This window comes from Streptomyces sp. Tu 2975 (assembly GCF_009832925.1).
GTDB lineage: Bacteria > Actinomycetota > Actinomycetes > Streptomycetales > Streptomycetaceae > Streptomyces.
The window spans coordinates 4,974,430-4,989,149 of record NZ_CP047140.1 but is presented as its reverse complement, the minus strand read 5'-3'; the positions used below and the strand labels follow the sequence as shown (position 1 = coordinate 4,989,149).

12 protein-coding genes and 2 pseudogenes are annotated in these 14,720 nt (G+C 71.0%); 7 read left to right on the top strand and 7 right to left on the bottom strand.

Features of this window, described 5'->3' with window-relative positions:
• Positions 1 to 9: 9 nt before the first annotated feature.
• Both GLX30_RS22085 and GLX30_RS22080 read right to left on the bottom strand, forming a co-directional pair.
• Positions 10 to 324, bottom strand: coding sequence for a hypothetical protein (locus GLX30_RS22085; protein WP_159691633.1), 315 nt, complete (start codon positions 322 to 324; stop codon positions 10 to 12).
• Between the two features lie 122 nt (positions 325 to 446).
• Positions 447 to 2,864 carry an immune inhibitor A domain-containing protein gene (locus GLX30_RS22080; RefSeq protein ID WP_159691631.1) on the bottom strand — a complete coding sequence of 806 codons (2,418 nt, stop codon included), beginning with the start codon at positions 2,862 to 2,864 and terminating at the stop codon, positions 447 to 449.
• A 380-nt stretch (positions 2,865 to 3,244) separates the two neighbouring features.
• On the opposite strand from GLX30_RS22080, the gene GLX30_RS22075 reads away from it, so the two are divergent.
• Positions 3,245 to 3,550: a hypothetical protein gene (locus GLX30_RS22075; protein ID WP_159691629.1), complete on the top strand. Its 306-nt coding sequence runs from the start codon at positions 3,245 to 3,247 to the stop codon at positions 3,548 to 3,550.
• Here the strand turns inward: GLX30_RS22075 and GLX30_RS22070 are convergent.
• Positions 3,536 to 4,269 (bottom strand): annotated as a pseudogene (locus tag GLX30_RS22070) (RDD family protein). The gene GLX30_RS22075 and the pseudogene GLX30_RS22070 overlap by 15 nt on opposite strands.
• A gap of 85 nt (positions 4,270 to 4,354) precedes the next feature.
• Complete coding sequence (locus GLX30_RS22065; RefSeq protein WP_159691627.1) at positions 4,355 to 5,905, bottom strand: RDD family protein; 1,551 nt, start codon at positions 5,903 to 5,905, stop codon at positions 4,355 to 4,357.
• Between the two features lie 225 nt (positions 5,906 to 6,130).
• Here GLX30_RS22065 and GLX30_RS22060 point away from each other — a divergent pair, with 225 nt between their 5' ends.
• Positions 6,131 to 6,601, top strand: coding sequence for an SsgA family sporulation/cell division regulator (locus tag GLX30_RS22060; protein WP_159691625.1), 471 nt, complete (start codon positions 6,131 to 6,133; stop codon positions 6,599 to 6,601).
• 10 nt (positions 6,602 to 6,611) lie between these two features.
• Here GLX30_RS22060 and GLX30_RS22055 read toward each other — a convergent pair whose 3' ends face one another.
• Positions 6,612 to 7,979, bottom strand: coding sequence for an FAD-linked oxidase C-terminal domain-containing protein (locus GLX30_RS22055; RefSeq protein WP_159691623.1), 1,368 nt, complete (start codon positions 7,977 to 7,979; stop codon positions 6,612 to 6,614).
• Between the two features lie 109 nt (positions 7,980 to 8,088).
• On the opposite strand from GLX30_RS22055, the gene GLX30_RS22050 reads away from it, so the two are divergent.
• On the top strand, positions 8,089 to 9,825 hold the full coding sequence (locus GLX30_RS22050; protein ID WP_208545457.1) for a tetratricopeptide repeat protein: 1,737 nt from the start codon (positions 8,089 to 8,091) through the stop codon (positions 9,823 to 9,825).
• 84 nt (positions 9,826 to 9,909) lie between these two features.
• Here GLX30_RS22050 and hppD read toward each other — a convergent pair whose 3' ends face one another.
• Positions 9,910 to 11,055 carry a 4-hydroxyphenylpyruvate dioxygenase gene (gene hppD, locus GLX30_RS22045; RefSeq protein WP_159691621.1) on the bottom strand — a complete coding sequence of 382 codons (1,146 nt, stop codon included), beginning with the start codon at positions 11,053 to 11,055 and terminating at the stop codon, positions 9,910 to 9,912.
• 121 nt (positions 11,056 to 11,176) lie between these two features.
• Here hppD and GLX30_RS22040 point away from each other — a divergent pair, with 121 nt between their 5' ends.
• The 4 genes and pseudogenes from GLX30_RS22040 (at position 11,177) to GLX30_RS22025 (ending at position 13,910) form a co-directional block, all read left to right on the top strand.
• Positions 11,177 to 11,656, top strand: a complete 480-nt coding sequence (locus GLX30_RS22040) for an Lrp/AsnC family transcriptional regulator (RefSeq protein WP_159691619.1) — start codon at positions 11,177 to 11,179, stop codon at positions 11,654 to 11,656.
• A gap of 70 nt (positions 11,657 to 11,726) precedes the next feature.
• Positions 11,727 to 12,340: pseudogene (locus GLX30_RS22035) on the top strand (winged helix-turn-helix domain-containing protein).
• A gap of 14 nt (positions 12,341 to 12,354) precedes the next feature.
• Positions 12,355 to 12,537 (top strand): hypothetical protein, encoded by a 183-nt coding sequence (locus GLX30_RS22030; RefSeq protein WP_159691617.1) that lies wholly within the window; start codon positions 12,355 to 12,357, stop codon positions 12,535 to 12,537.
• Positions 12,534 to 13,910 (top strand): MFS transporter, encoded by a 1,377-nt coding sequence (locus GLX30_RS22025; protein WP_159691615.1) that lies wholly within the window; start codon positions 12,534 to 12,536, stop codon positions 13,908 to 13,910. The genes GLX30_RS22030 and GLX30_RS22025 overlap by 4 nt, the downstream gene beginning before the upstream one ends.
• Here the strand turns inward: GLX30_RS22025 and GLX30_RS22020 are convergent.
• Positions 13,849 to 14,637 (bottom strand): S16 family serine protease, encoded by a 789-nt coding sequence (locus GLX30_RS22020; protein WP_159691613.1) that lies wholly within the window; start codon positions 14,635 to 14,637, stop codon positions 13,849 to 13,851. The two genes, GLX30_RS22025 and GLX30_RS22020, sit on opposite strands and share 62 nt — an antisense overlap.
• Positions 14,638 to 14,720 lie beyond the last annotated feature (83 nt).

The following is a 14,720-nucleotide window of genomic DNA, read 5'->3' as shown; positions in this document are numbered from 1 at the left end:
AGGGCTTCCCTACGCCGGGCCGGCCGGGCCAAGAAGGGCTCGGGCCGGGTGCCAGAGTTCCGCGCCCGCGGTCTGGTCGGGACGCCACAGCAGGCCGTCCGGATGGTGCAACACCGCCGTGATCTCGTCCGGTGTCGGCGGCTCCGCGTTCCCCCGCAGGTACACCGCCCTGAAGCCGAGGTTCCGCAGCCGCGTCAGTGCCCTCGCGCGGTTCGCCGCGTGGACCAGGAAGCGGACCGTGGCGCCGCCCCCGGCCGGGCTCGGCAGGCTGATCGCGACGACGACGGTGCCGCCTGGCAACTTGCAGAAACCTCCGCCGGGCATGCGGAACCACTCCCCCGTGAGTCACTGTCAATAAGAACCTCGGTCAGACGCACCTAAACACGATCGGCCGCCGCCCGCTAGAGGGCGACGGCCGATCATGCTTTGACCTGGAGTGTTACGGATTACTTGGTCGACGGACCAACATTGATGGTGATCGTCCGGCCGCTCAGCGGCTCCTTGACGATCGAGATCTTGGTGTTGGTGTCAGTTACCTTGACGCTGCCCGTCGGGTTCTCCGGGTACCAGTAGACGCCCTTGCGGTCGTCGAAGACCGGGTTGCCCCGCTGGGACGCGATCCAGTGCGGCTTGTCCGCGTTGTGCAGCCAGAAGCTGTCCGTGCGGTACCGGCTGAACGTCGAGTCGAACGTCTGGATCTTGTTGCGCAGCACCGTGCCGTCGGACCACTTCAGCGGCTTGGCGTGCGCGTCCACCGGAAGGATCAGACCCTGGCCGTGGTGGGCGCTGGTGTTGTTGTCCTTCTGGGAGGTGTCCCACTGCCAGATCATCAGACCGTTCTGGTAGGGGTAGTGCTCGACCCAGTTGTCGCGCGGCGCCTTGTAGCCGAAGTTGTACGGGCCGACCTCGAGGGTCTTGTCGTACGACACGTACTGGCGGTTCTCGGCGATGTAGTACTGCTCGTACTCGAGCGTGAAGGACTCACCGATGCGGTTGAAGCCCTTCGCGGTCCAGCCGTCGACCTCGCCCTCGGCGTTGTCCGAGAAGACGGGCGCGCCGTCGGCCTTGATCGTGATGGCGTCGGCCGTGAAGCCCTTGCCCGCCACGCCGCCGTCCGTCTGGTAGCGGAAGCGGACGTCGACCTTCTGGCCCGCGTAGGCGTCCAGCGCGTAGACGAGCTTCTTGTGGCCCTCGGACGGGCCGGTCAGCGCCGGCTTGTCGCCCGCGTCACGGGTGATCGCCTTGCCGTCGGCCGTACCGTCCACCGGCGTCCAGTTGGCGCCACCGTCCGTCGAGACCTCGGCGTAGAGGTAGTCGTAGTCGGCCTCGATGTCCCACCAGCCGTCGAGCTCCAGCGAGGCGGACGACTTGCCGGTGAGGTCCACCGAGCGGGACAGCGTGTTCTTGAGGTCGTCACCCATGTCGCTCCACCACTGCTTGGAGCCCTCGGAGGGCTTCACGACAGTCGTGGTGACGGGCTTCTTCGGCAGCTCGACGACGAGCGCCTGCGGCTTGTCGGTGTTGTACGCCGACACGCCGAGGGTGTGGGTCGACTTCGTGGCGGCCTTGGCCGTCTCGTAGTTGAGCCAGCCCAGCTGGAGCTTGTCCCAGGCGGTCATGTCGCCGGGGAGGTCGCCGATGGAGTCCTTGCCGGTGCCGAGCCAGGAGCCGGCCGACATCAGGGTCCAGTAGCCGGTCGAGTTCTCGCCGCCGCCGGAGGTGTCGTAGTGGTCCGGCAGACCGAGGTCGTGACCGTACTCGTGGGCGAAGACTCCGAGGCCGCCGTTCTCGGGCTGCATGGTGTAGTCGCCGACCCAGATGCCGGTGTTGCCGATCTGGGTACCGCCGGACTTGTTGTTCTCCGGGCCGGTCTTGCCGGCGTCGGTGCCGTAGGCGTACCAGCGGTGGGCCCACAGGGCGTTGGTGCCCTCTGCGCCGCCGCCGGCCGACTCGTCCTCGCCCGCGTGGACGATCTGGAAGTGGTCGATGTAGCCGTCGGCCTCGTTGAAGTTGCCGTCGGCGTCGAAGTCGTAGCGGTCCCACTGGTCGTACTCGGCCAGCTGCGCCTTGATCTCCGCGTCGGTCTTGCCCTTGGCCTTCTGGTCGGTGGCCCAGGCGGTCACGCCGTCCTTGACCGTGTCCCAGACGTTGGCGCAGTTGCTCTGGCCGCAGTAGTTGGAGCCGTAGCGGGCCTCGTTGTAGTCGACCTTGACCCAGTCGGAGACGGCGCCGTCGACCGAGTAACGGCCGGACGAGGTCTTCTCGTAGTAGGTCTTCAGCGACTGCTTCGGCTGCCCGTTCTCGTCCTTGCCGGTACCGAAGTACAGGTCCTGGAAGTGCTCCTGGTTGTAATCGGCCTGCCAGGCGGTCGAGTTGTCCTTCGACCGGTCCGGCTTCGCGATCTGGTTGTGCAGCGGACCGGGCGTGCCGCCGTACTTCTTCACCGGCGGCTTGGGGCCGTCGGCGCCGTCCGGGTCGAACATCGTCGTGTCGTCGACCTTGTCGCCGAACTCCACGAGGATGGTGAAGATCTTCTCGGTCTTCTCCCGGGCGAGCTCGACGTACTTCTTGTCGTCGAGCTTGACGACCTTGGAGCCGCCGCGCTGCTGCACGGTGGCGTCGCCGGATATGACCTGCTCAAGGGCCGCCTGGCGCTGCTCCTCCTGCTGCTTGCTGAAGGGGCCCTCGAGGTCGTGCTCGACATGGCCCTTGTGCGGTGCCGGGTCGTGCCGCTCGATGCCCGCAGGGTCCGCCGACTTCTGGCCGTCGGCCTGCGCACTGGTGAACGCCGAAGCGGTCGCGGTCGTCGCGGCAAGGGCCACGAGCACCGCGGACGCTCTGAACGTCCTTCGCTTGCTGGTCACTTGATGGTGTCCTCCCCCGCGTTCCGTCGCTGCTGCGGACAGGGTTGTGGGGTCGTCCGCGTGCGCGGTATACGCGTCTCAAGTGACGACATTCGACCGGAGTTGAGGAAGAAAAGACAGTCCTTGACTTGGACAGGCCAACTACACTATGCGGGTGCAGCGCCCCGCTATCCGGACGATGGGAAATCAGGACAAGAGGCACACATTTTCCGCCACTTGGCGGGTCGAATGACCCCGTGCGCCCCCCATGCACCGGCACCGTGGGTTAGGTCACGCTTACTGCCGGTTCCACAGGGGCATCCACCGTCGTAGAGTCTGCTGTCAGTGCGAACTGTCCTCAAGGCTCCGGCCCTGCCCCTGTCCATAGGACGGATACCGTCATGCCGCGTCCGACTGCCGCACAGCTCGCCTACGGTTCGGCCACCGTCGTCTTCTCGACCGTCGCCCTCCTGCTGCTGACCCGCGCCACCGACGGCGTCGCGGTCGCCGCGATCGGTATCGCCTCGCTGGCACTGGGACTTCTGGTCGCGCTCACGCCGTCTCTGCGCCACCGGGCCACCCGGCCGCGGGCGGCCGCCGCGCCGCCCACCGCCACCGCCTCCGACGCACTCACGGCCCGCACGTCCGCGGCCCGCGCGCACGCCGGGGCGGAGGCCAGGGTCGGCCAGCACTCACTGCGCCGCTGACACCACGACCGTCTTGCCCGCCTTGTCGTGCAGACCCTGCCGGTAGGGCTTGTCGGCGAGCACCGTGATGATGATGACGAGCCACCAGATGCAGTAGCAGCACACCAGCGCGGGCACCCACAGCACGAGAGCGCGCAGAAGTGAGGAGCCGACGTCCGGCACGCGGCCGTCGTTGAGCATCGCGACCCGCAGCTTCATGATCTTCTTGCCGACGGTCTGCCCGTTGTACTTCGCCGTCATGAGGGTGTCGTAACCGACGTACGCCACAAGGGAGATCAGCGACCACAGCCACTGCTCCCCGAGTTCACCCGGTCGGTGACCTCGTCCCAGTCCTCGCCGCCGGTGGCCACCTCGACGCCGCCGAAGGCCAGCGAGATGAGGAACAGCGGCACGAAAACAATGATCATGTCGATGAGCCGGGCCAGCACCCGTTTGCCGAAATTCGCCAGCGGGGGCATGCCCGCAAGGGGGTCCGCGCCTCCGTACGGGCCACCATAGGCTCCCGCGTCGTACGGAGGCGGCCGCTCACCGCCGTACGGACCGCCCGTCCCGCCCGCCCCTCCGGGGGGAGAGTCATAGGGCGAACTGCCGCCGGAGCCGGGAGCGCCCCCGGGCGGGGTCGGCCCGCCCGGTTCCTGGGGCCCCTGCGGCTCCTGCGGCTTCTTGCGGAACGGATCGTCGTCGGGCGACTGTCCGGGCGGCGGCTGGTCGTTGCTCATGGGGGCAGTGCACCCCGGACCCACGAGGCCCGCAACGGCTCACAGGCGTTCGGGGGACCTCCTGGGAGCCGTACGGCCGGACGGGTCAGCCGGTCACGAACGTGTGCGCCGTCTTGTCGTGCCAGCACTGCCGCCACGGGCGGTCGAACAGGCACCACAGCACATTGAGGACGCCGACGACGAGGACGCCGAGCACGCTGTAGAGGAGCCAGCGGCGCAGCGCGGCGCCGAACGTCGGCGGCTCATGGGTCTCGATGTCCAGGACCTGGAGGCCGCAGAGCTTCTTGCCCGGCGTGCGGCCCCACTTGGCGGTCGGCAGCGACTCGTACAGCACGCCCAGGACGAGCAGGGCGCCGAGGACGATGCCGAGGTGGCCCGCCGTGGTGCCGTCGAGCAGCCAGACGGTCACCGTCTTCCCGGACAGCTTCGCCGCTTCGATCTTCTCGTCGATGTGGGCGCGTGCCTGCGCGGCGACGGGGACGGCCACGGCGCCGACCAGCGCGCCGAGCAGCACCGTGTCGATCAGGCGGGCGGCCAGGCGCTTGCCGAGTCCGGCGGGCCGGGCGGCGGCCTGGGCCTGTGCGGCGGCGAGGAACGGGTCGTTGACGGGGGGCTTCCACGGAAGGACGGGCTCGCCCTCGGCGGAGGCCGACGTCTGCGCCAGCTGGTGTACCTGCTGCGGCCAGGAGGCGGCGCCGCCGCCGGCGCTGCTGGTGACCGGCGGCCGGGACTGCGCGGGCACCTGCGGCTGGGCCTGCGCCGGTGCTTGAGGCTGCGGCTGCGGCTGCGGCTGTGAGGAGGCCTGCGGGGCGGAGCGGGTCGGGTCCTGCCGGGTCGGGTCCTGGCGGGTCGGGTCCTGCCGGGCCGGGTGCGCCTCCGCGGGCCTGCCGACCGCCCGCATCGTCATCGTGCCGTCGGCCTGCCCCGGCCGCTGGGCCCGGATGGTGACGGTGTTCTCCGCGGGCTGCTGCGGACCCGGGGTGCGGCGGTCCGGTGTCTCCTCCGCCGCCGGCCGGGCCGGGTCGGCGGAGCCCGCCGCGCCGCCGGGGCGCAGCGCGCGGATCGCGACCGTGCCGTCCGCCGGCGGCTCGCCCGTGGCGGACGGGCCGAGAGGGCGGACACCGCCGGGGATCTCGTCGGCGGCCGGGCCCCCCTGGGGCGCCGCGGAACGCATGCCGGGCAGCCGGCCGCCGGTCGGGTCGGCGGACGGCTCGGACGTCAGGCCGGCCGCGGCCGGTCGGCGCGGATCGGACGGCGCGTCACCAGCCGCGGGCCGGTCGGGCGTGCGGGGGTCGCCGCCCCATGAGACGCGATTGTCGAGGTCGCCGCCGAAGCCGGCCTGGCGCGAGGTGTCGGCCTGCCAGGCGGTGGCGGGCTCCGGGCGGGCCGGCTCGTCCGACGGCTCCTCGTCGAGGAAGACCGGGCCGGTCTCTTCCACGGAGGGCGCGGCGGGTCCGGAAGGGGCGGCCGACGCGGGCGCGCCGGGCATCGCCTCGCCCGCCTTCGGGGCGGGCCTGCTCGTGCCGGGCACCCATGCCGCGCCGTTCCAGTACCGGACATATCCGGGAATGGACGGGTCCGGGTAGTAGCCGGGTGTGGGGCTGCCGTCGCCGGTTGCCGGGGTTGGGGCGCTCATCACCGTGGTCCCGTATCTCTTCGATGCCTCAATTCGAGGGACCACATCTATCAGACCCTTGCGCACCCCTGGGCCGGTCCTGCCGTAACGACCACTTTCAGGTCACGAGTGAGTCACGGAAAGTTATGTGCGGAAGTCGCGTCATGCCGGCGGGGGTAGCCGCTCTCTTCCCGTGAGGCCCCGCTCACCGGGCCGCCCCAGAAGGCGTACAGGAAGGAAGTGATCATGCACACGGTGGTGGAACGCGAACTCGAGTTGAACCTGGTGCTGTCGCCCGAGCGGAGCATCCCCGTCCCCGCCCGGCTGTCCTACCGCGCGGACGACCCGTATGCCGTGCACATCGTCTTCCACGTCGGCTCCAGCCACCCCGTCAGCTGGACGTTCGCCCGTGAACTGCTCGTGGAAGGGGTGTTCCGGCCGTGCGGAACCGGTGACGTGCGGGTCTGGCCGTCGAAGAGGGACGGCCGCAGCGTCATCCTCATGGCGTTGAGTTCACCCGACGGAGAAGCACTGCTGGAGGCGTCGTCCCCGGCGGTGTCGGCCTGGCTGGAGCGGACGCTGCGGGTCGTGCCGCCCGGCACCGAGACGGCGGCGCTCGGCATCGACGAGGCCCTGGCCGCGCTCCTCGCCCCGACCAGGACCGACGAACTGCGGGCGCACGGCTCCGCCGGCGACCCGCAGGACGGCGATGTCTGAGCGGCGCGGTTCAGAAGAGCTTGCCCGGGTTGAGGATGCCGAGCGGGTCGAAGGTCTGCTTGATGCCGCGCTGCAACTTGAGGCTGACCGGGCCGAGTTCCCGCGCCAGCCATTCCTTCTTGAGCACGCCGACGCCGTGTTCGCCGGTGATGGTGCCGCCCAGCTCCAGACCGAGCGCCATGATCTCGTCGAAGGACTCCCGGGCCCGCCGCGACTCGTCGGGGTCGAGGTGGTCGAAGCAGACGACGGGGTGGGTGTTGCCGTCACCGGCGTGCGCGCAGACGCCGATGGTGAGGCCGTACTTCTCCGCGACGGCGGCCGTGCCCTCGATCATCGCCCCGAGCTTGGAGCGCGGCACGCAGACGTCGTCGATCATCGTGGCCGACTTGACCGTCTCCAGCGCGGTCAGCGACATCCGGCGGGCATGGAGCAGCAGTTCGGACTCGGCGACGGTGTCCGCGGGCACCACCTCGCTCGCGCCCGCGGCCTCGCACAGCGCACCGACGGCGGCCAGGTCGGCCGCGGGGTCCGGGGTGTCGAAGGCGGCGAGAAGGAGGGCCTCCGTCGTCTCCGGGAGGCCCATGTCGGCCAGTTTGTTGACCGCCCGGACGGTGGTGCGGTCCATGATCTCGAGGAGCGAGGGCGTGTGGCCGCGCTCCATGATCGCGCAGACGGCGTCGCAGGCGGTGGCCGCGGAGGGGAACTCTGCGGCCAGGACGAGCTGCGCGGGCGGCCGGGGCCGTAGCGCAAGGACCGCTTCGACGACGATGCCGAGGCTGCCCTCGGAGCCGACGAACAGGCGGGTGAGGTCGTATCCGGCGACGCCCTTGGCGGTGCGCCGGCCGGTCTTCAGCAGCCGCCCGTCGGCGAGGACCACGGTCAGGCCGAGGACGTACTCGGCCGTCACCCCGTACTTGACGCAGCACAGGCCGCCGGACGCGGTGCCGATGTTGCCGCCGATGGTGCACATCTCCCAGCTGGACGGGTCCGGCGGGTAGTACAGCCCGTGCTCGCCGACGGCTCGTGACAGCACGGCGTTGACGACACCCGGTTCGACGACGGCGATCCGGTCGACCGGGCTGATCTCGAGGATCCGGTCCATCTTCGTCAGCGACAGCACGATGCAGCCGTCACAGGCGTTGGCCGCGCCCGACAGGCCCGTGCGGGCGCCCTGCGGCACGACCGGCACGCGCAGTTCCGTGGCGGTGCGCATGACGTGTTGGACCTGTTCCACGGAGCGCGGCAGGACCACGACGGCGGGGGTGCCCGCCGCGCAGAAGCTCGCCATGTCGTTGCCGTACGACGCGGTGACGTCGGGATCGGTGATGAGGGCTTCCGCGGGAAGACCGGCGCGCAGCCGCTCGAGGAGATCGTCCATGATCCCAAGCCTCGCACCGGGGGCCATCGGTGTGAACCCGTCTGCGTTCCGCTCCGCGGGTCAGAGTGTGTTCTTCGTATTGGCTGTCTGCTGCCGCACAGTGAGCGCCATGAAGAGCGAAACCCTGAAGAACGCCGCTGTCAGCACGCTGGTCGGCGCGACACTGGTCACCGGGGTGATCGTGCTCGCGCCCGGTTGGGGGAAGGACGCGCCGCCGCCCGCGCCAGGGCCGGTGGCCAGGGCGATGACCGCGGCAGGGTCGGGCGCACCGGCCTCGCTCTCCGACCTGGACGCGCTGATCCGCGACCGTGAGCGCTTCGTCCGCGACCATCCGGGTGACGAGGAGTCCTGGGCGGTGCTGGGTTCCGCGTACGTGGAGCGGGGCACGCGGCTCGGGGACACGGCGTACTACCCGAAGGCCGAGCGGGCGCTGAAGCGGTCGCTGAAGGCCGTACCGGCCGCCAAGGGCAACGTCGACGCGCTGGTGGGCATGGCCGAGCTGGCGAACGCCCGGCACGACTTCGCCGGGGCGCGCGGTTACGCGGAGAGCGCCCGGAAGCAGAAGCCGGAACGCTGGGCGGTGTATCCGGCGCTGATCGACGCCTACGACGGGCTCGGCAGGTACGCGGCGGCCGGCAAGGCCATGGACAAGCTCCTGGAGCTGCAGACCGGCCCGCAGGTGCAGGGGCGGGAGGCGCGGGTCTACTGGAACAAGGGCTGGCGTGAGGACGCCGCGGCACTGGCGTACGGCGCCACCGCGAACTCACGGACCGCCGTGGAGAAGGCCGCCGCCCTGCACCGCGAGGGCGAGCTGGCCTGGGAGCGGGGCGAGGCCGACGAGGCCGTGGAGCACTACACCGACGCGCTGAAGACCGCTCCCGAGAGCCACCGTTCGCTGGCGGGCCGTGCGCGTGCCCTGGCGGCGCTGGGACGCACGGACGAGGCCTTGGACGACTACCGGTCGGCGCTGCTGAAGCTGCCGCTTCCCGAGTACGCCTTGGAGGCCGGGGAGTTGTACGAGTCGATGGGGCTGAACGGGGACGCCGCGACGCTCTACGAACTCCTGCGCAAGCAGGTCACCCGTGCCGGCGAGCACGGCGTCGACGGGGACCTGGTGCTGGCGCGTCACGAGGCCGACCACGGGGACCCGGCCGCCGCGGTGCGCCGGCTCCAGGGCGAGTGGCGGCGCGGCCACCGCAATGTGCACGTGGCCGACACGATGGGGTGGGCGCTGTACCGGGCGGGCCGGCCCAAGGACGCGCTGCCGTTCGCGAAGCTGGCCACCGGCCAGGGACTGCGGAGCGCGCTGTTCTCCTACCACCTCGGCGAGATCGAGCGCGCTCTCGGCGACTTCGGCTCCGCACGGCGCCACATCGACGAGGCGCTGAGGACGAATCCGCACTTCTCGCCGCTCCTCGCGCCGAAGGCGCGTGAGGCGCAGGACGCGCTCGGCGAGCCCGCGCCGGGCGGGCCCGCGGACGTGGAGGGCGACGGGTACTGGCCGCTGGATCCGCCGGCAGGCGCGTCGTCCGGCACCCCCGCGCCTTCGCCGTCGCCGTCGCCGTCGTCGCCTTCGTCGTCCGCCGTGGCCTCTCCGGAGCCGGCGGCCTCTTCGTCCGCTCCGCTCCCCGCGTCCCCCGCGTCCCCGCGTCCCCCTCGTACGCTTCGGATGCTTCGGACGCTTCGGTTCCGGAGGCGTCCAGGAGTACCGCCCTCTCACCGGCGCCGGCGGCGGCGCCGCCCGCCGCCCGGCCCGCTCCGCAGCTGCGGCCCGTGCTGCGCTCCACGGCCCCGGCCCCGGCGCCCACGACGGTGGCGCCCGGGAACGGCTGAACCGCGGGCCTGACCGCCGGAACAACCGGCCCGGAGAACGACTGTGCGGCCCCACGGGTCAGGACCGTGGGGCCGCAGTGGTGGGCAGCGGCAATCCCTACAGGTTGCCGCGCTTCTCCTGCTCGCGCTCGATCGCCTCGAAGAGCGCCTTGAAGTTGCCCTTGCCGAAGCCCATCGAACCGTGTCGCTCGATCATCTCGAAGAAGACCGTGGGGCGGTCCTGGACCGGCTTGGTGAAGATCTGCAGCAGGTAGCCGTCCTCGTCACGGTCGACGAGGATCTTCAGCTCGCGCAGCGTCTCCACGGGCACCCGGGTCTCGCCGGCCCACTCGCCGAGGGTGTCGTAGTACGAGTCGGGGGTGTCGAGGAACTGGACACCCGCGGCGCGCATGGAGCGGACGGTGGCGACGATGTCGTTGGTGGCGAGCGCGATGTGCTGGACGCCGGCGCCGCCGTAGAACTCGAGGTACTCGTCGATCTGCGACTTCTTCTTCGCGATCGCCGGCTCGTTGATCGGGAACTTCACCTTGAGGGTGCCGTCGGCGACGACCTTCGACATGAGCGCGGAGTACTCGGTGGCGATGTCGTCGCCCACGAACTCCTTCATGTTGGTGAAGCCCATGACCTTGTTGTAGAAGCCGACCCACTCGTTCATCCGGCCGAGCTCGACGTTGCCCACGCAGTGGTCGATGGCCTGGAAGGTGCGCTTGGCCGGCGGCTCGACGATCGGGGCGGCGGCGACGAAGCCGGGCAGGTACGGGCCGTCGTAGCCGCCGCGCTCGACGAGGGTGTGGCGGGTCTTGCCGTAGGTGGCGATGGCGGCCATCACGACGGTGCCGTGCTCGTCCTTGACCTCGTACGGCTCGGTGATGCCGGTGGCGCCGTGCTCGACGGCGTACGCGTACGCCTTGCGGGCGTCCGGCACCTCGATGGCCAGGTCGACGACGCCGTCGCCGTGGGCGGCGACGTGCTCGGCAAGGAAGCGGCCCCAGTCCGTGGACGCCTTGATCACGGAGGTGAGGACGAAGCGGGCGGCGCCGTTGGTGAGGACGTAACTCGCGGTCTCGCGGCTGCCGTTCTCCGGTCCGGAGTAGGCGACGAGCTTCATGCCGAAGGCCGTGGAGTAGTAGTGCGCGGCCTGCTTGGCGTTGCCGACGGCGAAGACGACCGCGTCCATTCCCTTCACCGGGAAGGGGTCGGCCTGCCGCGCGGTGTCGGGGGTGTGATCGATGGTCTCAGTCATGGAAGAAGGCTGCCGCCGATCCACAAGGTGCGCAATAGTTCGTGTATCGACTGGGCAATCTGCCCAGCCGAGATCCGGATTCCCCGGACGTTGTGTACAGGATGACCATCGGGAGGGCGCCATGGCGATCGATCATCTGGACGGGCGGCTCATCGTGCTGCTGGCGCGGGAACCCAGGATCGGCGTGCTGGAGGCGTCACGGCGGCTCGGGGTGGCTCGGGGGACGGTCCAGGCACGGATGGACCGGCTCCAGTCCCAGGGGGTGGTCCGCGGCTTCGGACCGGACGTCGACCCGGCGGCGCTCGGCTATCCGGTGACCGCGTTCGCGACGCTGGAGATCAAGCAGGGGCAGGGCGCGGACGTACGGGCACACCTCACGACCGTTCCGGAGGTGCTCGAACTGCACACCACCACCGGCCACGGGGACATGCTCTGCCGGCTGGTCGCCCGCTCCAACGCGGATCTCCAGCGGGTGATCGACCGGGTCGTCGGCTTCGAGGGCATCGTGCGCGCGTCGACGGCGATCGTGATGGAGAACCCGGTGCCGCTGCGGATCATCCCGCTGGTGGAGCAGGCGGCGGAGGACTCCCGGGACTCCTGAGGCCACTTACAAAGAAATGGTTGCATAAAATGCGTTGCAAGGATTTCTTTGCAACGCTACCTTTGCATGCATGAGCGAGTACGAGGAAGGAAGTGCGGCCGAGGCCGGACCCGGCGCACGCAAGATCCACCGACTGGACCCGCGATCACTGCGCGGCATCGCCCACCCGCTGCGGATGCGCCTGCTGACCGTGCTTCGGCAGGACGGTCCCGCGACCGCCTCCCGGCTGGCGGAGAAGCTCGGCGAATCCAGCGGCGCCACCAGCTACCACCTGCGCCAGCTCGCGGCGCACGGCTTCGTCGAGGACGACCCGAGCGCGGCAAGGGCCGGGAGCGGTGGTGGAAGGCATCCATGGACGGCATGCTCTTCGACGAATCCCTCTACAGCGACCCCGACCCGGCGGTGCGCGGAGCGGCCGACCTGTACCTCCACGAGCACGCGACCATGCACACCCAGGAGGTCGCCACCTGGCTCGGCAGCCAGCGGGACTGGCCGGAGGAGTGGCGGCGCAGCGCCGACCTCAGCGACTTCACGCTGCGCCTGACCGCGGCGCAGGCCCATGAACTCAACGAGAAGATCCACGAACTGATCGAGAGCTACCGCGACCTCGAGCCCGCGCCCGGTACCGAAGGCGCCGCCCAGGTCCGGCTGCACACGCACGCCTTCCCGCGCTCCACCGGCTGAGGGGACACAGGGCCATGCACACCGACATACATCTGACGCTGCACGAACTGCGCGCCGGGGAACTGCGCGCGGAGGCCGCCGGCCATGTGCGGCGCGAGCGGCTGCGCGTCCAACTGGGCCGGACACTCGTCGAGCTGGGCCTGCGGCTGCTCGACCAGCCGTGCGGACCCGTCCGGACCACGACCCGCCCCGCATGAGCGGGCAGGGGGGAACGGAAGCGGCCGCCCGTACCGGTGGCCGCGGACCGCTGACCGCCGTGCTGGCCGCCAACGCCGTCTCCATCACCGGCAATTCGCTCACCCTCATCGGCGTACCGTGGTTCGCCCTCCAGACCACGGGCAGCCCCGGCAAGGCCGGCCTGGTCGCCTTCTGCGCGACCCTGCCGGTGGTCGTCTCCGCGATCGCCGGCGGCCCGATCATCGACCGCGTCGGCCGGCGCCGCGTCAGCATCGTCACCGACCTCGTCTGCGCCCTCACCCTCGCCGCGATCCCCCTGCTGCACCACGCGGGAGCGCTCCGGTTCTGGATGCTGTGCGCGCTGATGGCCGTCACCGGCCTCTTCCACGCCCCCGGCGAGACCGCCCGCCATGTGCTCGTGCCGGACCTGGCCCGGGCCGCGGGGACCAGCCTGACACGGGCCGCGAGCCTCTTCGACGCCGTCTCGCGCGGCGCCCGGATGTCCGGTGCGGCGCTCGCCGGCGTGCTCATCGCCCTGACCGGCGCGGAGGCCGTCCTGCTGATCGACGCGGCCACTTTCTGCGCTTCCGCGCTACTGATCCGCCTGGGGCTGCGACGGGTCGCCGCCGCCGAGCCACGGCGGGACACGCCCCGGGTGTCCTTCACGGCGTACCGGGCGGAGCTGCGCGAGGGCTACGTGTTCCTGCTGCGCGCCCGGCTGCTGCTGGGCGTCGTACTGATGGTGATGGTCACCAACGGCCTGGACCAGGGCTGGAGTTCGGTTCTGCTGCCCGTGCACGCCAAGGAGAACCTGGACGGCGCCCGTGACCTGGGCCTCCTGGTCGCGGTCTTCGGCGGCTGCGCACTGCTCGGCGCACTGCTGTACGCGGCGGTCGGGCACCGCTTCCGCCGGCGGACGCTCTTCACCTGTGCGTTCCTGATCTGCGGGCTGCCGCGGTTCGTCGTGGCCGCGCTGGTGGACGGCACGGTGCCGCTGGCCGTGACCATGGCCGCGAGCGGGCTGGCGGCCGGGATGCTCAACCCGATCCTGACCACCGTGATGTACGAGCGCGTGCCCGACCGGCTGCGCAGCCGGGTCGCGAGCGCCGGTACCGCCGGGGTGCTGATGACCACACCCCTCGGCGGCCTGGCGGCCGGCTACCTCATCGAACAGGCGGGCCTGGCAACGGCGTTGTTCACCCTCGGCGGGCTGTACTTCCTGACGACCCTGGCCCCGGCGGTGTTCCCGCGCTGGCGCGAGATGGACGCGGCGCAGGCGGACGGCGGCGTCGAGGAGGGGGGCCAGGGGCCGAAGGCGGACGGTCCGGACCTCAGCAGCTCGGGACCTTCCCGCCCTTCTCCAGCGAACGCAACGACTCCACCGCGCCCTTGAGCGTCGTGACGGGGATCAGGCGCATTCCCTCGGGCAGTTCGGCCTGCGCGTCGGAGCACTCGTCCTCGGGCACCAGGAAGACGGTCGCCCCGTCACGCCGCGCCGCCTGGGTCTTCAGCGACACCCCGCCGACCGGGCCGACCTTGCCGTCGGCGCTGATCGTCCCCGTACCCGCGATGCTGCGGCCGCCGGTGAGGTCGCCGCCCGCGCCGTCGCCCGCGAGCTTGTCGATGATGCCGAGGGAGAACAGCAGCCCGGCGCTCGGCCCTCCCACGTCGGCGAGGTGCAGCGACACCTTCACCTTGGCGGGATCCTCACCGAGGTAGGAGAGAGCGGCCCGGGCGGCGACGTCCTGCGACTTCTCCATGTCCGCGACGTTGCGCCGCTCGATCTCCTTGTCCGACTTGCCCGCCGGGTAGACGGCGTCGCGCGGCAGCACGGCACGGTCGGTGCGGAACCAGCCGTCGGCCACGTCACCGAGGTCGACGTCGGTGGCCGGACCCGTCGCGACGATCGTCGTCATCCGCAGCGACCCCTCGGTCCTGCGGGTCGGCGCACCGGAGATGGTGATCACGGGAGTCCCCTGGTGCTTCCCGAGCACGTCCGCGGTCATCCCTGGCTGGGCGACGACGAACGGCAGCGGCGCCAGTCCGGCGACGGCGAACAGCGCGACGACGGGCAGGGCGCAGAGGGCGAGGGCGCGGGGGCGCGTGAGACTGGAGAGCACGGCGTCAATCTATCCGGCGCGGACCCGCCGCGGTCGGCGGGCGGCGGGTCCGGTGCCGTGGCCCGCCGTCCGCGGGCCGCGGG